This is a genomic window from Streptomyces sp. NPDC031479, from assembly GCF_055581065.1.
The window spans coordinates 65234-84959 of the sequence record NZ_JBVIKC010000038.1 but is presented as its reverse complement, the minus strand read 5'-3'; the positions used below and the strand labels follow the sequence as shown (position 1 = coordinate 84959).

Here is a 19726-nt window from a genome sequence, read left to right as displayed (position 1 = left end):
CGCTCGGGGTTGTCGCCGGCCGAGATGAGCAGGGCAGCGGCGCTGTCCGGGCCGACGCCACGGACTTCCAGCAGGCCCGGCGTGCTGACTTCGACTGGCAGGGGTTTCGCTCTTGCTCCGGCAAGTGGCAGCGCTGGTGTCCTTCTCCGGCCGAGCAGTGTTCGTGGCGTGCTGGTGGGCCCGGTTGATTGTCGAGTCGACCGAGACTGTCCAGTCGATCCCGTTGATCGAGTCCGCCTGAGCGGTCACCTGGGCCAGAATCGTGTCCCAGGTGCCGTCGGCTGCCCACCTGCGATGGCGCTTCCACACCGTCTGCCAGGGACCGAATGCTTCGCGGGGCAGGTCTCTGCATGGGACGCCCGTGCGGTACCGGTAGATGATCCCTTCGATGATGCGACGGTGGTCGGCGAACGGACGCCCTGCCTTCCCCGCGCTGCGGGGAAGGCAGGGCGCCAGGCGTGCCCATTGCTCGTCGGTCAGCAGGCGCATGCGCCCGCTCGTAGTCACCGAGGCTGGTAGGCGGTCGCCAGCACGGAAACAGTGACCTGATCGGGCAGGACGCCGCCGTTCAGGTCTGCAGGGCTCACGTGGCGTGCACTCGGCGTCATCGCAACCAAGTCCAGGACATCCAGCCTGGTCAAGGACGCTGAGTACTCCACCTGTTCGGTGACGACGGCCTCGAAGAAGGGGTCGAGCGCTTGGTGCAGGCGCTGTTCCTTGGCCGGGTCGATCGCGACCATCGCAGGCACCTGGCCACGAAGCTCGGCCAAGTGCCGCCCGGTGGGTCGGATCACGATCAGCCGGCCGGTCGGGCGCAGTACGCGGTGGAATTCGGCCGGGTTGCGCGGGGCGAACGCGTCCAGCACGACATCGGCCGCCCCGTCGGCCAATGGGAAGGGACGGAAGACGTCCCAGGCCACCGCGGCGGCCCGATCGTGAGCGCGGGCTGCCAAGCGCAGTGCGCGCACCGATGTGTCCAGCCCCAGGCCACGGGCGCCGGGCATCTGGTCGAGTAGGCCGGCCAGGTAGTAGCCCGTGCCGCACCCCATGTCCACCACCGTGCCCTGCTCAGACACGGCGTCGGCCGCCAGGCGGGCCCCGACTTCGCGGATGGGCGCGTAGGCGCCGGTGGACAGGAACCGGCCCCGGGCCTGGACCATGTCTGCGTCGTCACCGCTGGTGGCGCGGGTGCCCGTCAGCAGGCTGGCATAGCCGTGGCGGGCGATGTCGAAGGTATGGCCCACCGGGCAACGCAGTGCACCGTGGTCGGGGTGCAGGCAGCCCGTACGGCACGTCGGGCAGCGCAGCAGGTCGAGGGACAGATCGAGGGCAGGGGGAAACGACACGGGCACGAGGCACTCCTGGCGAGGGGGGAAGGGGAGGGATCGTGCCTGCGCGATCAGAGCGTCACTGCCTCAGGAAGGAACGGGCAGCATCGGGACGTGATTCACGCAGCAGGCACAACAAGGAGGGCGACGCCGTCCGGCATCGCCCTCAGCGCCTTCCGATCACAGGAAGCAGCAGTGCGGGGTGCTCATGAATGCCACCTCATAAGTCTACGAGCACGCCGAAGCCCTTCATGCCTCCGTGCCCAAAGGTTGGGAGACACGGCCTAGTCCCCCACGCAATCGGCTGCGGCCCGCCGGGACCTCTCCGCCGGGCCGCAGCCGTGTGCCCCGGCGGGGCTGGATTGCCCGCAGGGCAATCCAGCCCCGCCGGCGTTTGAGGCGCGGGCGCGGAGCGCCATGCAGTGAGCCGCGCCGGCGACCGAGGCGGGAACGGTGGAAGGGCGGGGAGGGGAACAGCCCCGCGCAGCGGCGTACCGTACCGGACCGGACCGGACCGGACCGGACCGGACCGGACAAACGGCCGGGCCGGGCCCGCGATGGCGGGGCCCGGCCCGGGTGGGGGGTGACCAGGGGGGTCAGGAGGAGGCGGCGGCGAGTTCCTCGGCAAGGGCTTCGCGGATGACGCCCGCGCTGCGGTCCACGTCCTCCTCCGTCGTACGCCAGTTGACGACCGAGATCCGCATCGCGGCCCGGCCCTCCCACACCGTGCCGCCGAACCAGCAGACGCCGCTCTCCTGGATCCGCGCGATCACGTTCCGGGTGACCTGGTCGTCGTCGCCGAAGCGGACCAGCAGCTGGTTCAGGACGACGTCGTTGAGGAGTTCCACCCCCTCGACGCCGGCCAGGTGCCCCTCGAAGCGCCGTACGTGCGCGCAGCAGCGTTCGACGAGGTCCGCGACCCCGGAGCGGCCCAGGGAGCGCAGCGCGGCCCAGACCGGCAGGCTGCGGGCGCGCCGGGAGAAGTCGGGGACCCACTCGATGGCGTCGCGTTCGCCGTCGGTGCCGGGCGGGAGGTACCCGGCCCGTTCGTTGAGCATGGCGGCCCGGTGCGCCTCGGGGTGGGCGATGACCACGATCCCGCAGTCGTAGGGGACGTTGAGCCACTTGTGGGCGTCCAGCGCCCAGGAGTCGGCCCGCTCCACGCCCTCGACGAGGGGGCGCAGCCGCGGGCTGGCGGCGGCCCAGAGGCCGAAGGCACCGTCGACGTGCACCCAGGCCCCGTACCGGTGCGCGATGTCGCAGACCTCACCGACGGGGTCGATGGCACCGGAGTTGACGTCGCCGATCTGCGCGCAGACGATGACCGGCCCGTCCAGGGCGGCCAGGGTGCGCTCCAGTTCGGCGGGGATCATGCGGCCCTTGTCGTCGACCGGCACGTTGCGGATGCGGGCGGTGCCGAAGCCGAGGTAGCGGGCGGCCAGGTCGATGGTCATGTGGTGCTGGGCGCCGGCGACGATGGCCACGTCGGGCGCGCCGCCCAGGCCCTCGCGCTCCACGTCCCAGCCGGCCTCGGCGAGGAGTTTGTGGCGGGCGGCGGCCAGCGAGGTCAGGTGGGCCATGGTGCAGCCGGTGGGGAAGCCGACGGAGGCGTGCGCGGGCAGACCCAGGAGTTCCAGGACCCACTGCGCGGCGACGTCCTCGGCCACGGCGATGGCCGGCGAGAGGTTGTAGAGACTGGCGGTCTGGTCGTAGGCGGCGACGAGCCAGTCGGTGGCGATGGCCACGGGCAAGGTGCCGCCGGTGACGTAGCCGAAGTAGCGGGGGCCGTTGGCGGTGGGGATGCCGCCCTCGGCGACGGCCCGGCCGATGAGTTCGATGGTGTCGGTCGCCGCACCCGGCCCGGCGGGCAGCGGGCCACCCAACATTTTCAGCAATTGTTCGGAACCGGCAGTGGCACCGACCGGCCGATCGGCGAGACCCGCCAGATATTCGGTGGCCTGCTGATAGGCCAATGCGAGAGGCGCACTGTCTGCTGTGGTCATAGTACTAACCTAGGGCGCGGGCACTGACGTACGACTGACGAATATGGCCGGAACAACCGGTTACCCGGACTCCGTGGACTTCACGGGCCGTTGGACTGTATTACTTTCTCCTGTGGCCCGGTCCGACCGGCGGGCCGCCCGTGCCGAGCCATGAGACATGAGGAGTACCGATGTCCGACGAGCAGACACGCAAGGTTATCGACCAGTTCAACCAGGCATTCCAGCAGCACGACCCCAGCCTGCTGAAAGACCTCCTCGCCGAGAACTGCCGGCTGGAGAACTCCGGCCCGGCTCCCGACGGCTCCAAGCACGTCGGGTACGACGAATGTCTGCAGTTCTGGAGCGCCATCGCGGGCAACGAGGGAATGACCTTCGAGGTGGAGGAGGTCTGGACGGCCGGCGAGCGCGCGGTGTGCCGCTGGACGCTGCGCTGGGGCGGCGGTCCGCAGGACTTCGTGCGGGGCGTGAACGTGACCCGCCTCGAAGGCGGACTGATCGTCGAGAGCTTCGGCTACGTCAAGGGCTGATCCCCGAAAAGGAGGGGGGACGGGCCGCATGCGGCCCGTCCCCCCTCCTTTCGCGCTTTCGCGCTTTCGCTCGCGTTTCCCCTCCGGTGCCGGCCTCAGCCGAGCTGGGAGACGATCATCACGCAGTCCTCCAGGGCCTTGGTGGCGTGGCCCTTGCCGTGCGTGTCCTCGACCAGCTGGGTGTTGCCGGGTACGAAGGTGCGCCAGGTCCCGTCGCTGACACCGCACTCCATCCGACCGCTGACCAGGGTCATGATCTGGCGGCGCGGCGCCGGGTGGAAGTCGCCGAACCACCCGGCCGGGATGTAGAGGTAGACGGCCTGCTTGGCCGGCACGCCCTCGGAGACGAACAGCGAGGGCGCGGGCGGGGCGAAATTCACCGCCGTCACCTCCAGCGTCTCGTCGATGAAATGCGATTCCCCGTTCTCGTCGGCGTACAGACGCGATACGGCAATCTTGGCGGTCTCGGCGCTCACGGGAACTCCCCTGGTACCAGATTCGTAGTGGCTCGATCGCCTTCGACTATCCCAGTCAGCACTGATGGCCCCCTGACCGGTGCCCGTATTTCCTTCTCAGATATCCATCAGCACGGTGTCAGCCGTCCCGTGCCAAGCTGATGTCACAGAAAGGCCGAGGAGAGGTTCCCAAAGCGGCCGAATGGGGTCCGGAATCTCGCCGGACGGGCTCTGCCCACGCAGGTTCGAATCCTGCCCTCTCCGCTGGTGCTCATCCCAGGCACGCGCATCCCGATCCGGTACCAGGGGTGCGCGTGTCTTTGGCATGAGGGGCCCCGCACCCACCCGCAGCGGTGCGCGGGGCCCCGCGAGCGCCTCCCTTCGTCCCCGGACCCGCGACGCGCGACGCGCGGAGCGGGCGCGGCCGGCCGGCATCCCGCCCGCCGGCAGCCCACCCGCCCCGGGCCCTTCCGCACGCGGGTCCCGTCGACGGATCCGCATCCACTTCCCCATCTCCGGCGCGACCCGAACAGGCGTCGTTTTCCGAGCGACCCCGAGAGACATGGAGACGCAGTTGCCCAGCACCGACAACCACACCGTGCCCACGATCCGCAGGACCGACGCCGCCGCGCTCGTGGAGGAGGTCTCCTCCTGGCTGACCGTGGACGCCGACGAGATCGACGCCAAGTTCCTGGGCGAGCGCCCGCGCGTCGTCGAGGCGGTGAGCGAGATGAACTCCGCCGCCGTCACCGGCCCCGACCGGGCCGACGCCCACTACCACCAGCAGCTCCTGCTGTCGCGCATCTACCAGACGGTGATGCAGATACCGGACCAGCCGACGGCCGAGGGCTCGGTGCTGCTGCACGAGGTCACCCGGATGCTGGAGAACGCCACCCTGGCCGCCGAGGACGCCCACCTGGAGCCCGGCCTCCTGGAGTCGGCGCCCACCGAGCCCAAGCAGTTCCTGTCCTGGCTCAAGGGACTGATCCGCACCCACCGGGCCTTCAAGCACCCCTACTACACGGACTTCATCAACCGCGAGGCGCAGCGCGAGGACCTGCGCACCTACGTCATCCAGGAGTCGCTGATCGACGGCCGCTTCGACGACTTCCTCGCGATGATGCAGATCGGCACGGCCGGCGCCAGCAAGCTGGAGATCGCCGGGAACTACTGGGACGAGATGGGCAACGGCGATCCCGAGGCCGTGCACACCCACCTCTTCAACAAGATCTACGAGGTGTTCGACGTCCGCGCCGAGGACCTCGAAGCCGCCATGACCACCACCGACCTGCACTCCGGCAACCTCGCGGTGCTGCTGTGCCGGTACCGCCACCTCTACCCGGAGGCGGTCGGCTTCCTCGGCATGACCGAGTGGCTGGCCCCCGACCGGTTCCGCAACGTCGTCCGGGCCTGGGAGCGCCTGGGCCTGCCCGAGGTCGGCATCACCTACCACCGGCTGCACATCACCATCGACTCGCAGCACGCGGCGGGCTGGTTCCACAACGTGGTCATCCCGAGCGCCGACACCGCGTACATGCGCCGCGGCATCGCCCGGGGCGCCCTGTGGCGGGCCAACTCCTCCGCCCGGCACCTCGACGAGCGCCTGGACCTGGCACGGCCCGCCACGTCACGGGCCGCCGCCGAGCGCACGCCCGTCGCCGCGGGCTGAGCCGTGCCGACGGGTGCGCACGGACTGCGCGAGCACGGCTTCGCGCCGGTCGTCCTGCCGCCGGTCCCGGCGGCGGTCACGGCGGGCTTCCGCGACCACCCGTACCGCACGCTGCGGCTGCGGATGTCCTGGACGGCGGACGACGACTGGCTCTTCCAGTACGTCCCGCCGTCCGGGGCGCCCGCGCCGGGCGGTCCGGTACGCGACCTCGCGGACCGGCGCCTGGCGGCGGGGCTCGGCTCCCTCCTGCGGCGCACGCTCAGCGGTCCGTGGCTCGACGTCCACGCCGACTGGCTGATCGGGCTGCACCGCATCCGGACCGTCGCCCCGGCGGGGACGACGGTCCGGGTGGAGCCACCGGAACCGCCCCCGGCGGACGCCACGTTCACCCTCCTCGCGCTCCTGGGCCGCCAGGGGGCGGGCAGCCTGCGCTCCCGCCTCTACGGTCCGGGCGGTGCCTCGGCGCCCCTGCTGGAGGCGGCCCCGCGGCCCGGCCAGGGCCTGCTGCTCGACCGGCGCACCGTCACCGACGACCTGCACGAACTGGTGGCCGGCCCCGGCGGCCCGGTGACCCAGGACCTCCTGACCGCCCACCTCTCCCCGGCCGCCGGCCCGGCGTCCTCGGCCCTCCGCGTCCGCCCGATGCTGGTCCGCGGCCCCTCCGGCACCCTCGTCCACACCCGCCCGGCCCTGCGCTGACCGGCCCTGCCCCCTCCCACCGCGCGGTGGGAGGGGGTCACTCCTTCTCACCCAGCGCGTTCCGCAGCCAGTCCAACGGGCCCTGCCCGAGCAGCTCGTCGGCGAGCCGCCGCCCGGTCTCCGTCGTCAGCCGGCCCCGGCTGTTGTCGATCCACCGCTGCGCGGCCTCGTACCCCTGCGCGCGGTACTCGATGCCCTGGAGCATGCACTCCAGCTTGTCGGCGTCCCGCGCACACACCGCCTCCGGCGAATCCCCGGCCTCGTACTCGGCGACCAGCTCCCGGATCACCGAGGCCAGCACGTCGGGCATGCCGGCGGTCTGATCGGCCGTCACGGCCCGCGGGTCGCCCGCCGGCGCGTACTTCTTCCCGAGGTGGTTGACGTCCCCGGTCCGGGTCTCCTGCGTGTCGTGCCACACCGCGAGGAACGCGGCCCGCGCGGGATCGGCGCCCTCCAGCTTCGCGATGACCGAGGCGATCAGCGAGGCCCGCCACGAGTGCTCGGCAACGCTCTCGGGCTGCTTGACCCCGGCCATCCACCAGCCCGTACGGGCCGTGTTCTTCAGCGTCCCCGCCTCATAGAGGAACCGTGCCACCGCGGACAGGTCGTCAGCCACGTCTGTTCTCCTTCTCACGCCTCGGCGAGGCGGGCGGGGAGATCGCCCGCGCTGCGGCCGACGCTAGCGGCCGTGCGCCTCGGCCGCGTCCAGTGCAAGGCTCCACGGGTACGGCCGCTTCTCCCCCGGCGGGTTCGGCTCGAAGCCGTCCGGTCCGTACAGCACCCGGACTCCGGCCGTGCGGAGGGTCTCCAGGGACAGCGGCAGCTGGGGGTGCCGGGCGTACGCCGAGTTCACGCATGGCATCGTCGTCATCGGGATGCCCTTGCCGAGGCCCTCGGCGACGAATCCGACGAGCCACGTATCGGTGATGCCGAGGGCCCACCGGTTGATGGTGTTCGTCGTCGCCGGAGCCACGAGCACCGCGTCCGCAGGCGGCCACACGTCCGGTTGGCCGGGCCGCTTGTAGCGCGAGCGCACCGGATGCCCCGTCAGGGCCGCCAGACCGGGAAGGCTGTCCTCAAGCCAGTCGGCGGCCGTCGGGGTAAGGCCCAGGCAGACGTCCCAACCGCGGCGCTGTGCCTCCTCGACCACACCGGCGACCTCGAAGACCGGTGGGGCGGCCGAACACAGCAAGTACAGGGTCCTCGTCGTCATGGCGCCCGAGCCTATGCAATACCTCCCTGTCCGGGTGGAGTCGGGAGCAAAGCAGGACGCGGCTCACCGCTCACGGATATGTTCCTCGGCGACGAGTCCTTGGACGGAGACCGGCATGCCTCTACCCGACGACGACCACACCGGCCACCGGATCCGGGAACAGCGGCGCCTGGCCCGGCTGACCCAGCGCGAACTGGCCGACCGGATCCCGTACAGCCTCAGCCTCCTGAACCAGGTCGAGTGCGGGGCACGGCCAGCGACTCCCGGCTTCGTGGCGGCCGTGGCGCTCGCGCTGCGAGTGGACGCGTCCAAACTGACAGGGCTCACCGCCGTGCACGCGCTTCCCACCGACCGGCTGCTCGGGCTGGTCACCCCGGTCCGGGAAGCCCTGGACCGCTTCGACCTCGGACCGAACCCCGACATCACCCGCACACGGCCCGCGCCGGATCTGATCGCCGAGGCGGACGCACTGTGCCGGCAGGTGAGGGCAACGCACCTGCGGGCCGCGGCGCGGGCTCTGCCGACTCTGATCGTAGAGCTGACCCACACGGTCTGGACGGAGCCGTCGGCGGCGTTGTGGCGGGCCCTCGCTTCGGCGTACCGGACCGCCCACGACGTCTCACTGAAGCTCGACCACCCGGACCTCGCCCGCATCGCGCTGGACCGGATGGGCTGGGCCGCGGGCCGAGCGTCGGATCCGTGCGTCGAAGCGGTACAGCGGTACAAACGTGCGACCTTGTGGCGTTGCGCGACCAGCGTGCCGCTGATCACGTCAGGGCACGCTCTGCTCGCGGGGAAGACCAGCCGCGAGGCGCTCGCCGTGACGGGGCAGCTCCATCTCGGCCTGGCCACCGTGGCCGCGAAGAATGAGGATGCGACCGCGGTGGAAACGCATCTCGCTGCCGCTCGGGAGATGGCGGACCGGGTCGGCGGCGAAGCGGGCGACGTGCACTGGCTTTCCTTCGGGCGGGTCAACGTCAGGCTCCACGAGATCGGCACCGCGATCACGATGCGCGACTTCGACGAGGCCCTCGGCCGGGCCCGCGCGTTGAAGCTGCCGCAGTCGACGCTGACCTCCCGGCGCGCCCGCTACCTCGTGGACCGCGCGTTGGTCGAGATGGAGGCGGGCTCGGCCAGGACCTCGCTCGGGTTCTTGGCGGAGGCCAGGAAGGTCGCACCCGAGCAGACGAGGCATCTGCCTGCCACTCGGGCCACGATCCGGGGGCTGGTACACATGTCGCGGCGGGCACCGGACAGTTTGGGCGGGATGGCGCGCTGGATCGGCCTATAACGCTCACGGCACTCACAGATCTGTGAGCATTCATGCCCCGGCGTGCTCCCACACTCGTCATCAGCACCCGCTGACGACCTCAGGGAGCAGCACCATGGCCGACGAGACGCAGACGATCGAGGACCTCATCAGGCGGGCGATCGTGCCCTACTCCGACAGGCCCGACGCCGAGGCCGTCGCGCGCCTCATCGACGACCTCATCACCCACGGGCAGGTCCTCCACGTCCGGGTGGCCGCGATGCCCGGTGACCAGCGGACGGAGCGTGTCGGGGCGGCCCTCGCCGAGTGGGCGTACTTCGTCGACGCCGGGCCGGCGGGGCGGGGCGACCACGCGAACTGGAACCACGCGCGGGCACTGGCCCGCATCCTGCGGAACCTGGCCGCTGCGTCCACCGGTGATCGCTCGGGCCGCGCCCGGTGAGGGAGTGGCAGCGGCAGGTCCTCCACGTCGTCAGCGTGCTGGCCGTGCTCGGCGCCCTGTTCGTCCGCTTCGTCGCCGGCTGAGGCCGGGCGGGCGGGCGGCCGCGCCCGCCCGCCCGGCGGGTGCGGGGCGCAGCGCGTGGGGGCGGGATCAGGCCCGCTCCGGCGCACGCAGCAGGGCGTCCAGGTGGGTCAGGGCCTCGTCGCAGGCTGCGGCCGCGGTCAGGTCGTCGGGGGCGGCGGCGCAGGACTGGAAGCGTTCCACGAGCAGCAGGCCCGTCGTTTCGATCTCCTCGGTCATCCCGTGACTCCCTCTCAGACCGCGTTGCAGGCGCGGAAGACGTGAACCAGCGCGGGCAGGCTGGCCCGGTGCTGGAAGGCGATGTACTCCGGCAGCACCAGGGAGGGCGCCCACTTCTGCTTGTACTCCAGCTGCGTGCGCGCCGGGTAGATGTGCGCGCCGTGCTCCCACAGGTGCTCCATGAACCAGTGGAACCCGAGGCTGTGGCCCGGGAACTGCGGGGCCGTCAGGGAGGTGAAGGGCGTGAAGCCGAAGTGCAGCCAGCGGGTGCCCTCGGCGGTGAACACGTCGATCGCCGCCTTGTTGAGGGCCTCCATCACCCCGGGCGGGGAGTCGGGCTGCCGGCGGCTCAGGTCGTGCATCCAGCCCGGCTGGGGGCCGTACACCGGGGCGTAGGAGACGTAGCCGATCAGTTCGCCGTCGCGGACGGCGGCGAAGAGGCGGCGCAGGTGCTGGTAGCGGCCACCGGTCTGGCCGACGAGGAACTCCAGCGGTTTGACGCCCTCGCCCTTGGTGGAGAGCCAGGCGGTGTCGAGGGCCGCGATCCGGTCGGCGTAGTCCTCGTAGGAGACCTCCTTGATCTCCAGGCCGCTGCGCAGCGCCCGGGAGATCTTGTTGCGCAGCTGCATGAACTTCGTGCCGGCCAGGGTGAAGGTCTCCAGGTCGACGGCGTACGAGGCGCCCATCTGGTTCACCGTGAAGCCCTGGTCGACGTAGACGTCGGCGTCCGCCCCCTGGAGCTGTACGGAGACGATCTCGCGCCCCTGCTCCGCGGCGAAGGCGGTGAACCCCGCCAGCAGCCGGGCCCGGGGGCCGTCCGGTCCGGTGGGTGCGAAGGGGGCGAAGGGGCCGCCGAACTGGACCAGGTAGCGGCCCACCGGACGGTAGACGATCACCCCGGGCACGTCCGGCAGCCGGAAGTGGCTGTTCCCGTCACTGAAGGCGAAATAGGCGCTCGGATTTCCCGCGTCCGCGTACCGCCGGATGGCGTCGAGCGCGACATCCGTCTCCAGAATTGCTTCGGTCATTTCAGATCCATTCTCCCGCCGACACGTCCCCACGGCACTTCACCACTTATGGCACGGGCGCCACCGCGCCACAAGCCCACCTCGCCCTCCGGTCAGCGGCCCGTCAGGGGAAAGTCAGGTGAAAACGCAGGTCAGATGAGTGTCAGGCCTCAGTCAGACACTCAGTGAAACGATGCTTTCCGAATATTGGCTTTCGGATCGAAGGGATCACAGGAATAGCTTTCCCCGATCCGCAAGAGAATTCCCAGAGAGCCCGAGGTGAGCACGGCGATGCGTTCCCTGACGACAGCGCGCGGGATCTGCGAGCAATTCCACGCAGGTCTTCTCGACGCACTCGAAGACCTGCCGCTCAGCACCCGGGAGGGCGAGGACAGCCCGGTCCTGGAGCTGTACCGCAAGCACGGCGGCCCCGGGCTGCTGGTGCCGGCCGCGTACGGCGGCGCGGCGGCCGGCCCGCTGGAGGCGGTCCGGGTGCAGCGGGCGCTCGCCGCCGCCTCGCCCTCCCTGGGCGTGGCCACGGTGATGCACCACTTCACCGTCGCGATGCTGTTCCGGCTGGCGGAGGCCACCGGCCGGCTCACCCCGGCCCAGCTGAAGCTGTTGTCGGCGGTGGCCCCGGACGGGCTGCTGCTGGCCTCCGGCTGGGCGGAGGGGCGTACCGACCAGAACATCCTGGCCCCGTCGGTCGTCGCCGAGCGGCTCCCCGGGGGTGGCTACCGGGTCAACGGCTCCAAGAAGCCGTGCAGCCTGTCCGGTTCGATGGACGTGCTGACGGCGAGCGTCCAGGTGACGCACGACGACGGACGGTCCGGGCTGGCCCTGATGCTGATCCCGGCCTCCTCCCCCGGCATCGGGACCCGGCCCTTCTGGGCCACCCCGGTGCTCGCCGCCTCGCAGAGCCACGAGGTGCGGCTGACCGACGTGGTGGTGCCCGAGGAGCTGGTCATCCACAGCACCCCCGAGGACGCCGACCGGCTCGACGACCTCCAGACCGCCGGGTTCACCTGGTTCGAGCTGCTGGCCACCTCCTCCTACGTGGGCGCCGCGTCCGCGCTGGTCGCCCAGGTGCTGGCCGGGAAGCGCGGGACGCCCGCGGAGCGCGCGCAGCTGGCCGTACGGCTGGACGCGGCGGTCTCCCTGGTGGAGGGCGCGGCCCGCTCCCTGGAGGACGGCACCGAGGGCGACGAGGCGGTGGCCGCGGTGCTCACCGCGCGCTACGCGACGCAGGACCTGCTCGCCCAGACCGTCGACCAGGCGGTGGAGATGCTCGGCGGGATGGCCTACATCCGCTCCGGCGACGTGGCCTACCTCGCCTCCGCCGTCCGCGCCCTGGCCTTCCACCCGCCGTCGCGCGCGAGCGTCGCCGCGGAACTGGCCGAGTACTTCGCCGGCGGCCCGCTGCGGCTGTCCTGACCCGCGCCACCGGTACGCACCGCCGCCCTGTCGGAAGGACACCCCTGATGGACATCAAGAACCCGGTCGAGTCACCGGTCACCTTCAACCTGCACCGAGCCGAGTACCTGGTCGCCTTCGCCGTGACGATCGGGTTCATCCTGTGGCACTTCACGGACATCAACTGGTTCGCGGCGATCGGCCTGTTCCTCTACATCGACCTCCTCGGCTACATCCCGGGCGCCATCGCCTACCGGCGCAGCGCCGACGGCCGGATCCCCAAGGCCTACTACGTCCTCTACAACACGATGCACAGCCTGCTCAGCGTGGCCGCCGTCGGCCTCCTGTGGATGTGGCTGATCGGCCCCGAATGGGCGCTGCTGGCCCTGCCGTTCCACGTCTTCGGCGACCGGGGCGTCTTCGGCAACTTCCTCAAGCCCTTCGGCCTGCCCTTCGAGCCCGAGACCACCCCGCTGGTCGACCAGGTGACGGCCATGCTCAAACGGCGCGGCGCCACCGACGGCCCGGTCCCGCTGCCCTACGAGGAGCACCCGGCGACCCGTGCCGCCACCGGCGCCGCCCCGGCCGTCGGGGTGACCCGGTGAGCCGCTACCCGACCTGGCTCACCGACCGGTCCGCCACCGCCCCCGCCGAGGGGTACGAGGACCCCGAGGCGGCCCGCCTCGCGCTGCGCCGGCTCGCCTCCGGCGTGACCGTGCTGACGGTCAGCCGCGACGGCGTCCGGCACGGGACCACCGCCAGCGCCGTGGTCACCCTCTCCCGGGACCCGCTGGTGCTGGGCGCCTGCCTGCGGCCCACCTCCACCTTCGCCGGCATGGTCCGCCGGGCGGGCAGGTTCTCGGTGAACGTGCTCGGCTCGGCGCAGGACGACGTGGCCCGCCGCTTCGCCAACCCCGGACGCCCCCTCGGCGACGCCCAGTTCGAGGGCTTCGACTGGACCACCGACCCGCTCACCGGCGCCCCGCTGCTGGGCGGCAGCCTCGCCCACATGGCCTGCCGGGTCCTGGGCTGGCACCAGGTCGGCGACCACGACATGCTCCTCGCCGAGGTCACGGGCGGCAGCCACACCGTCGACTCCCCGATGCTCAGCTTCGCCGGCCGGATGCACAGCGCGTGCGTCACCCCGGCCGCCTCCGTGTCCGTACCCGCTTCCCCCAGTGAGGTTGTGTCATGACCAGCGTTCCGCAGATCCCCGTCGAGGCCGACTGGGACCGCGCGCCCAACCTGCTCGACGGGGCCCAGGAGATGACCCTGACCGCCGAGGAGTGCGACCTGGGGTACTGGCTGTCGGCCGTCGCCCAGGGCACCCTGCGCGGGCGGGCCGAGGCCGGCCACGACGCCGAGACCCCCGCCCACATGCGCGAGGACGGGCCGCTGCGCCAGGCCCTCGTGCTGGAGCTGGGCAACCGCTCGCTGGCCGAGACCCGCGCGGTCGAGGTGCTCTCGCACTACGTGATCGGCGCGCCCGGCGTCGTCGAGCAGGAGTTCTTCACCACCCAGGTGATCGACGAGGCCCGGCACGCGATGATCTTCCGCAAGCACCTCACCGACCTCGGGGTGCCGCAGGCCGGGCTGCTGGACTTCATCAAGGAGCAGGGCGCCGACTACACGAAGCGGGTACTGAACCCGATCGCCGAGTTCGCCACCTCCGTGGTGCGCGACGAGGGCGACTTCATCGGCGCCGTCGCGGTGTTCACCATCGTCATCGAGGGCGTCCTGGCCCCCGCCGCCGAGCTGAGCGAACGCAAGTGGACCCTGCTGGACCCGGCCGCCGCCGAGATCGCGCGCGGGGCGTCCATCGACGAGATCCGCCACCTCACCGTCGGCAGCTCCATCGTCCGCGAGCACCTGGCCCGCAACCCCTCCTACCGGCCGCGGCTGATCGAGCTGATCCGGCGCGGCCGGCGGCTGTGGGACGAGCTGCCGTCGGAGGAGTTCGTGCTGGAGCGCGAGGAGCTCTTCCAGCAGGGCATGTTCGCGCACGCCGAACTCCTGGACGGCTACGAGGTGTTCCCCGGCTGCAGGCTGCTGGAGACCACCCCGAAGCAGCGCTACGACCTCGCCGAGCAGTGGACCGACGACATGGCCGAGGTACGACTGCCGTACATGGGCATCCCCGAGGCCGTCGACATCATCCGCAACCACCCGAGGTGACCCGGTGACCTCGACGATCCCCGCGAGAGGCACCCGCGAGTCCGCCCCGCCCGCGCTGCGCCGGACCCTGACCACCCCCCGGATCGTGTTCCTGGTGGTCGCCGCGGCGGCCCCGATGTCCGGAGTGGTGGGCTCGGTGCCCCTCGCCTACGCCATCGGCAACGGGGCGGGGGTGCCCGCCACCTTCGCCCTGGCCGGGCTGATCCTGCTGTGCTTCTCCGTCGGCTACGCGGCGATGAGCCGGCACGTGGTGGGTGCGGGCGGCTTCTACACGTACATCGGTCAGGGTCTGGGCCGGCCGCTCGCCGTCGCCGGCGGGCTGACGGCCGTCGTCGCCTACACGGCGGCGGTCGCGGGCGTCGCCGGGGCCTTCGGGTACTTCGCCGAACTGGTCTCCACCGCCCACCACCTGCCTGTTCCCTGGCCGGTGTGGACGGGCGCGGCCCTCGCGCTGACGGCGGTCATGGGCTACCGGCGGATCGACCTGAGCGCCCGGCTGCTGGCGGTGCTGATGGTCGCCGAGGTGGCCGTGCTGGGGCTGCTCGCGCTGGCCATCGGGGTGCGCCACGGGGCGGACACCCTGCCCGCGGCCTCCTTCCGTCCGGACACCGTGTTCTCCCCGGGCCTCGGGGTGGCGCTGATGTTCGCCCTGATCTCCTACGTGGGCTTCGAGGCGGCGGCGCTCTACGGCGAGGAGAGCCGCGACCCCAGGCGCAGCGTTCCCGTGGCCACCTACACCTCCGTCGTCCTGATCACCGTCTTCTTCGCGGTGATCAGCTGGGCGGCGGTCGGGGCGGTCGGCGCCGACCGGGTCACGGACCGGGCCGGGAGGGAACTGGGCGACCTGTTCTTCCACCTCTCCGACGACTACCTCGGCACCTTCGCCACGAGCGTGATGCAGGTGCTGCTCTGCACCAGCCTGTTCGGGGCCCTGCTCGGGCTGCACACCGCCGCGAACCGCTACCTGTTCGTCCTGGGCCGCGAGCGGGTCCTGCCGGCCTCCCTCGCCCGGATCCACCCGCGGCACGCCTCCCCGTACCGGGCGAGCGTGGTGCTGTCGGTGGCCACGGCCGTCGTCTGTGCCCTGTTCGCGCTCGCGGGGGCGCACCCGTACACGAACCTCGCCACCACCATGCTGGCGCTCGGCACGGTCGGGATCGTCGGCCTGCAGGCCGCCGTGGCCGTGGCGGTACTGGTCTTCTTCCGCCGGCACCCCGACGCCCACTGGTGGCGCACCCGGCTGGCCCCGGCCCTGGCCCTCGTCGGCCTGGTGGGCGCCCTGGTGCTGCTGCTGGACAACTTCCCCCTGGTCACCGGCACCACCTCCGCCTGGGTCAACCGGATCCCCTGGCTGATGGTCGGTGCCGCGCTCGGCGGGCTGGGCTACGCCGGATGGCTGCGGGCCCGGTGTCCGCAGCGGTACCGCGACCTGGCCACCGCCGCGCACGACACCGCCGACATCCCCTGAACCGAGGAGCCGTCATGCACGACCCGCACCGCCTGCTCCAGGACGAGGCCCACACCGCCCTGGCACGACGCGGACACCAGCTGGACCGGGCCGCCCTGAGCGACCTGACGGAACGGCGCGCCCGGCTCATCGCCGAACGGGACAAGCTGCGGGCCGAGCAGAACCGCTCCGCGCGCAGCGGCGTCCGCCCCGACGAGGCCGCCCGGGCCCGGATCCAGGAGGCCAAGGAACGCCTGCGGGCGGTGTCGGAGGAGCTCCGGGAGGCGGAGGAGGGGCTCGGCGCGCTGCTGCTGGCCGTGCCCAACCTGCCGCACGCGGACGTCCCCGACGGGACCGAGCAGGATCCGCCGGTGGTGCGCCGGGTCTGGGGCGAGGTGCCGGGCTTCGAGTTCACCCCGCGCGACCACGTGGACATCGGCACCCGCCTCGGGATCCTGGACCAGGTGCGGGCGGCGCGGCTGTCGGGCTCGCGCTTCGCGGTGACCCGGGGCGCGGGGGCCCGGCTGGAGCGGGCGCTGGCGGCGTTCCTGCTGGACCTGCACACCACCGAGCACGGGTACACCGAGCACGGGGTGCCGCACCTGGTGACCCGGGAGACGATGACCGGCACCGGGCAGCTCCCGAAGTTCGAGGACGACCTGTTCCTGACGACCGCCGCCGACCGGGACCTGCTGCTGATCCCGACGGCGGAGGTGCCGCTGGTCAACCTGTACCGCGGGGAGACCCTCCAGGAGGGCGAACTGCCCCTGGCGCTGACCGCGTTCACGCCCTGCTACCGGGCGGAGGCCGGCTCGTACGGGCGCGACACCCGGGGGCTGGTGCGGCTGCACCAGTTCGAGAAGGTCGAGCTGGTGCGGATCTGCCGGCCCGAGCGGGCCGCCGAGGAGCTGGAGCTGCTGACCGGGCACGCGGAGACGGCGCTGCAGCGGTTGGGGCTGGCCCACCGGGTGGTGGAACTGCGGGCCGGGGACCTCGGGTTCGCCGCCCGGCGCACCTACGACATCGAGGTGTGGCTGCCGGGCCAGGGCACCTACCGGGAGATCTCCTCGTGCTCCGACTGCGGGGACTTCCAGGGGCGCCGGGCCGGCATCAAGGTCCGCGACCGGGACGGCCGCAAGGAGTTCGCCGCGACCCTCAACGGTTCGGCGCTGCCGGTCGGCCGTACCCTCGTCGCGATCCTGGAGCAGTACCAGCGCGCGGACGGCTCGGTGACCGTGCCGCCCGCGCTGGTCCCGTACACGGGCTTCTCGGCGATCGCCCCGGACGGCACCCCGGTGGTCAGTCCGTCGTGAGCCCGGCCCGCGCCAGGGCCCGCGCCCGCGCCCGTTCCCGTACGAGGTCACGGGCGCGGTCCGGCCACGGCAGGACCGTGACCGGCGGGAGCTCGCGCGAGACGAAGGCCGTCATGGCCCACGGGGAGTCCTGCAGGGTGGGCTGGAGCGCGGTGTGCCCGTGCCAGGGCAGGGCGCCGTGGCCGGTGATCCCGCGAAGGGTGACGGCCCCGTCCGGGCCGAAGTCCAGGTCGACCTCCCGGGCGCCGTCGGTCAGGCCCCGGCCGGTGGCCTTCACGGCGGCCTCCAGCAGGGTCCAGGCGTGGAAGAAGGTCTCGGGGGCCACGCCCGCCGGGACCCCCGGGTAGACGAAGGTGAGCACGTCTAGGCTGGTGGTGGACGGGCGGACCAGCTCCACGTCCACCCCGATCGGCCCGGTCTCGGTGGCGCCGAGCAGCAGCAGCCCGTCGGAACGGGACCAGCTGACGTGGGTGCCGGGCTGGTCGGGCAGGTAGGGCTTGCCGGCCGGGTCGTAGTGGATGCGCAGGTCCCGCGCGGCGAGACCCAGGCGGTCGGCGAGCAGGCGGCGGACGGTGAGCCGGGCACGGAAGAAGCGGTGGGCGGCCCGCGCGTGGACGAACTCGGCGCCGCGCCGCAGCTCCTCCTCGGTGAGGCCCTCGGGATAGTGCGCGCTGATGTCGGTGGGGACGACCTGGTCGAGGTCGACCAGCCATGCGTCCATCATGCTCCTTTCTCGGACACAGGCCTTTCGTGGACGCGTCCCTGCGCGGGACACGGCCCCGGGGGGCGCCTACAGGCCGAACACCCGCGTGCGGGAGCGCGCGGGGTCGCCCGGCCGGACGTGCAGCAGCCCGGCGGCCGGGAACATGACGGCCGCGGCGACCGTGCGTTCGGCGCGGATGTCACCCCGGTCCGGGACGCGCACGGGCGGCCGGGACAGCAGCGCGAAGTGGTCCTCGGCACAGGCGTCGGCGGGCAGGGCGGCCAGGCCCTCGTGGGCGGCGCGCAGCCGGCGCAGCGAGGAGTTGCGGGCGAAGACGTTCAGTTCGTCGGCCGGGGCGAAGTCCGGGTGGAGGAAGTGGTTGGTGTGGGCCAGGTCCCCGGGGGCGGCCTCGGTGACGCGCAGGTCGCCGTCGAGGTGTTCGACGTACAGGACCCGTTCGGGGTCGCAGAGCATCAGGGAGCGGGAGCTGGCCAGGGGCAGGTCGGCGAGGATCTTCAGGGCGTGCGCGGTGTTCCCGGCGGTGTCCAGGAGGTGGCGGATGGCCAGGTACGGGGGCACGCCCGGCCGCCAGGTGCCGCCGAGGACCAGGTTCAGGCCGACGGCGAGGCCGTCGCTGTTGAGGCCGAGGTAGCCGAGGAGCCCGGCGAAGCTGAGGACCAGGGAGCGCCGGCCGGAGCCGGCGCGGGCGGTCTCCAGGACGCTGATGTGGGTGTCGAGGTCGCCGCTCAGGTCGACGGTCTGGGCGAGGACCGGCGGGCCGGCGGGGCCGGTGCGGGCGTAGGTGGTGCAGTCCCCGCCGGAGCGGACCTTGGAGTAGCCCATGGCCTCGCGGCGGAGCTGGAGCAGCCAGGCCTCGTCCGCGCTGATCCGGGCCCCGTCGGCGAGGCCGGCCACCTCCTCGGCGAGGTCGGGCAGGGCCGCCTCGACGACGGCCCGGTGGGCGGCGATGAGGGGCCGCAGGCCGGCCATGGCCGGGGGGCGGTCGGTGAGGTGGGCGAGGCGGGCGAGCCCGTCGTCGAGGAAGGCCCGCAGCGGCGCGGCGAGGGCCGCGCCGTGGGCGCGGCCCATCTCGTACGGGGTGCCCGCCGCCCGTATGTGGGTGATGCCGGGACGGGCGGTCCCGTCGGTCCCGCTCATGCCGGGACGGCCTTCTTCGGGCCGCGCGCGAGGAGCGCCCGGACGGCGGGCCATTCGGCGCGCAGCACGCTGTAGAAGACGGCGTCGCGGCGGCGGCCTCCGGGCATGTAGTTGAAGCTGCGCAGGACGCCCTCCTCGGTGGCGCCGATGTTGGCGAGGCCGCGGCGGGCCTGGACGTTGAGGACGTCGGTCTTGAACTCGGCGCGTTCGGCGCCGAGCACCTCGAAGGCGTGCTCCAGGAGCAGGGCCTTGGCCCAGTGGTTGACGCCCCGGCCGCGGAAGTCGCGGCCGAGCCAGGACCAGCCGACCTCCAGGCGGCGGTCGGCCTCGGCCATGTTGCCCAAGCTCATGCTGCCCGCGACGCGTCCGCTGTCCTTGTCGGTGATGGTGTAGACGAAGCGGCGGCCGGCGGCGTGGTCGGCGAGGTTGGTGTCGAAGAAGGTCTCGAAGTCGGCGTCGGTGTCGACGGCGGCGACGAAGTAGCGCCAGATGTCGGGGTCCATGGCGACGGCCCGGACGCCCTCGCGGTCGGCCTCGGTGATCGGGGTGAGACGGACCCGGTCGTTCTCCAGGACGGCGGCGGCGTGCTCGCTCCAGCTCATGG

General features: G+C 72.3%; 22 protein-coding genes and 1 tRNA gene. 12 read left to right on the top strand and 11 right to left on the bottom strand.

Annotated features, from left to right (window positions below; translation table 11 throughout):
* The 3 genes from ACZ5D2_RS31055 to ACZ5D2_RS31045 all read right to left on the bottom strand — a co-directional run.
* Nucleotides 1–507 (bottom strand): IS5 family transposase (locus ACZ5D2_RS31055; RefSeq protein WP_468933955.1); only part of this gene is annotated, 507 nt, incomplete at its 3' end.
* Nucleotides 504–1352: a methyltransferase domain-containing protein gene (locus tag ACZ5D2_RS31050; protein ID WP_331733312.1), complete on the bottom strand. Its 849-nt coding sequence runs from the start codon at nt 1350–1352 to the stop codon at nt 504–506. The genes ACZ5D2_RS31050 and ACZ5D2_RS31055, both read right to left, overlap by 4 nt.
* A 572-nt stretch (nt 1353–1924) precedes the next feature.
* Nucleotides 1925–3214: a pyridoxal phosphate-dependent decarboxylase family protein gene (locus ACZ5D2_RS31045; protein WP_468933952.1), complete on the bottom strand. Its 1290-nt coding sequence runs from the start codon at nt 3212–3214 to the stop codon at nt 1925–1927.
* Nucleotides 3215–3501: 287 nt separating this feature from the next.
* On the opposite strand from ACZ5D2_RS31045, the gene ACZ5D2_RS31040 reads away from it, so the two are divergent.
* Nucleotides 3502–3858: a nuclear transport factor 2 family protein gene (locus tag ACZ5D2_RS31040; protein WP_030237782.1), complete on the top strand. Its 357-nt coding sequence runs from the start codon at nt 3502–3504 to the stop codon at nt 3856–3858.
* A 95-nt stretch (nt 3859–3953) separates the two neighbouring features.
* On the opposite strand, the gene ACZ5D2_RS31035 is transcribed toward ACZ5D2_RS31040, so the two are convergent.
* A complete protein-coding gene (locus ACZ5D2_RS31035) occupies nt 3954–4334 on the bottom strand; it encodes a cupin domain-containing protein (protein ID WP_030237785.1) in 381 nt (126 codons plus the stop codon).
* A 158-nt stretch (nt 4335–4492) separates the two neighbouring features.
* Between ACZ5D2_RS31035 and ACZ5D2_RS31030 the strand changes: the two genes are divergently transcribed.
* The 3 genes from ACZ5D2_RS31030 to ACZ5D2_RS31020 all read left to right on the top strand — a co-directional run bounded on the left by ACZ5D2_RS31030 (nt 4493) and on the right by ACZ5D2_RS31020 (nt 6681).
* A tRNA-Arg gene (locus ACZ5D2_RS31030) sits at nt 4493–4577 on the top strand.
* Between the two features lie 298 nt (nt 4578–4875).
* The gene (locus ACZ5D2_RS31025; protein ID WP_468933948.1) at nt 4876–5982 is read left to right on the top strand and encodes an iron-containing redox enzyme family protein; all 1107 of its coding nucleotides are present in this window, start codon (nt 4876–4878) and stop codon (nt 5980–5982) included.
* A gap of 3 nt (nt 5983–5985) precedes the next feature.
* Nucleotides 5986–6681 carry a hypothetical protein gene (locus tag ACZ5D2_RS31020; RefSeq protein ID WP_331733331.1) on the top strand — a complete coding sequence of 232 codons (696 nt, stop codon included), beginning with the start codon at nt 5986–5988 and terminating at the stop codon, nt 6679–6681.
* Nucleotides 6682–6718: 37 nt separating this feature from the next.
* On the opposite strand, the gene ACZ5D2_RS31015 is transcribed toward ACZ5D2_RS31020, so the two are convergent.
* Nucleotides 6719–7297, bottom strand: a complete 579-nt coding sequence (locus ACZ5D2_RS31015; RefSeq protein WP_468933945.1) for an HD domain-containing protein — start codon at nt 7295–7297, stop codon at nt 6719–6721.
* A 63-nt stretch (nt 7298–7360) separates the two neighbouring features.
* Nucleotides 7361–7894, bottom strand: coding sequence for a flavoprotein (locus tag ACZ5D2_RS31010; RefSeq protein WP_468933942.1), 534 nt, complete (start codon nt 7892–7894; stop codon nt 7361–7363).
* A gap of 115 nt (nt 7895–8009) precedes the next feature.
* Here ACZ5D2_RS31010 and ACZ5D2_RS31005 point away from each other — a divergent pair, with 115 nt between their 5' ends.
* Complete coding sequence (locus tag ACZ5D2_RS31005) at nt 8010–9185, top strand: helix-turn-helix domain-containing protein (protein WP_468933939.1); 1176 nt, start codon at nt 8010–8012, stop codon at nt 9183–9185.
* 94 nt (nt 9186–9279) lie between these two features.
* Nucleotides 9280–9606 carry a DUF6415 family natural product biosynthesis protein gene (locus ACZ5D2_RS31000; protein WP_468933937.1) on the top strand — a complete coding sequence of 109 codons (327 nt, stop codon included), beginning with the start codon at nt 9280–9282 and terminating at the stop codon, nt 9604–9606.
* A 150-nt stretch (nt 9607–9756) separates the two neighbouring features.
* On the opposite strand, the gene ACZ5D2_RS30995 is transcribed toward ACZ5D2_RS31000, so the two are convergent.
* The gene (locus ACZ5D2_RS30995; RefSeq protein WP_331733349.1) at nt 9757–9906 is read right to left on the bottom strand and encodes a hypothetical protein; all 150 of its coding nucleotides are present in this window, start codon (nt 9904–9906) and stop codon (nt 9757–9759) included.
* 14 nt (nt 9907–9920) lie between these two features.
* Entirely contained in the window at nt 9921–10934 is a 1014-nt protein-coding gene (locus ACZ5D2_RS30990) for a bifunctional lysylphosphatidylglycerol flippase/synthetase MprF (protein WP_331733352.1), read from the bottom strand.
* Nucleotides 10935–11204: 270 nt separating this feature from the next.
* On the opposite strand from ACZ5D2_RS30990, the gene ACZ5D2_RS30985 reads away from it, so the two are divergent.
* Genes ACZ5D2_RS30985 through serS form a run of 6 tightly spaced genes read left to right on the top strand, consistent with a single transcriptional unit; the run spans nt 11205 to nt 17261 of the window.
* The gene (locus ACZ5D2_RS30985) at nt 11205–12347 is read left to right on the top strand and encodes an acyl-CoA dehydrogenase family protein (RefSeq protein WP_468933933.1); all 1143 of its coding nucleotides are present in this window, start codon (nt 11205–11207) and stop codon (nt 12345–12347) included.
* Between the two features lie 47 nt (nt 12348–12394).
* Nucleotides 12395–12931 carry a hypothetical protein gene (locus ACZ5D2_RS30980; RefSeq protein WP_266845125.1) on the top strand — a complete coding sequence of 179 codons (537 nt, stop codon included), beginning with the start codon at nt 12395–12397 and terminating at the stop codon, nt 12929–12931.
* A complete protein-coding gene (locus ACZ5D2_RS30975; protein WP_331733361.1) occupies nt 12928–13521 on the top strand; it encodes a flavin reductase family protein in 594 nt (197 codons plus the stop codon). The genes ACZ5D2_RS30980 and ACZ5D2_RS30975 overlap by 4 nt, the downstream gene beginning before the upstream one ends.
* On the top strand, nt 13518–14501 hold the full coding sequence (locus tag ACZ5D2_RS30970; protein ID WP_331733365.1) for a ferritin family protein: 984 nt from the start codon (nt 13518–13520) through the stop codon (nt 14499–14501). Before ACZ5D2_RS30975 ends, ACZ5D2_RS30970 begins: the two co-directional genes overlap by 4 nt.
* A gap of 4 nt (nt 14502–14505) precedes the next feature.
* Nucleotides 14506–15969 (top strand): APC family permease, encoded by a 1464-nt coding sequence (locus ACZ5D2_RS30965; protein WP_331733368.1) that lies wholly within the window; start codon nt 14506–14508, stop codon nt 15967–15969.
* Between the two features lie 14 nt (nt 15970–15983).
* Nucleotides 15984–17261, top strand: a complete 1278-nt coding sequence (gene serS / locus ACZ5D2_RS30960; protein WP_468933927.1) for a serine--tRNA ligase — start codon at nt 15984–15986, stop codon at nt 17259–17261.
* Here the strand turns inward: serS and ACZ5D2_RS30955 are convergent.
* The 3 genes from ACZ5D2_RS30955 to ACZ5D2_RS30945 all read right to left on the bottom strand — a co-directional run bounded on the left by ACZ5D2_RS30955 (nt 17248) and on the right by ACZ5D2_RS30945 (nt 19724).
* The gene (locus ACZ5D2_RS30955; RefSeq protein ID WP_331733375.1) at nt 17248–17985 is read right to left on the bottom strand and encodes a 4'-phosphopantetheinyl transferase family protein; all 738 of its coding nucleotides are present in this window, start codon (nt 17983–17985) and stop codon (nt 17248–17250) included. The genes serS and ACZ5D2_RS30955 overlap by 14 nt on opposite strands.
* Nucleotides 17986–18051: 66 nt before the next feature.
* A complete protein-coding gene (locus ACZ5D2_RS30950) occupies nt 18052–19122 on the bottom strand; it encodes a C45 family peptidase (protein ID WP_331733379.1) in 1071 nt (356 codons plus the stop codon).
* The gene (locus ACZ5D2_RS30945) at nt 19119–19724 is read right to left on the bottom strand and encodes a GNAT family N-acetyltransferase (RefSeq protein ID WP_331733382.1); all 606 of its coding nucleotides are present in this window, start codon (nt 19722–19724) and stop codon (nt 19119–19121) included. Before ACZ5D2_RS30945 ends, ACZ5D2_RS30950 begins: the two co-directional genes overlap by 4 nt.
* Nucleotides 19725–19726: the final 2 nt, after the last annotated feature.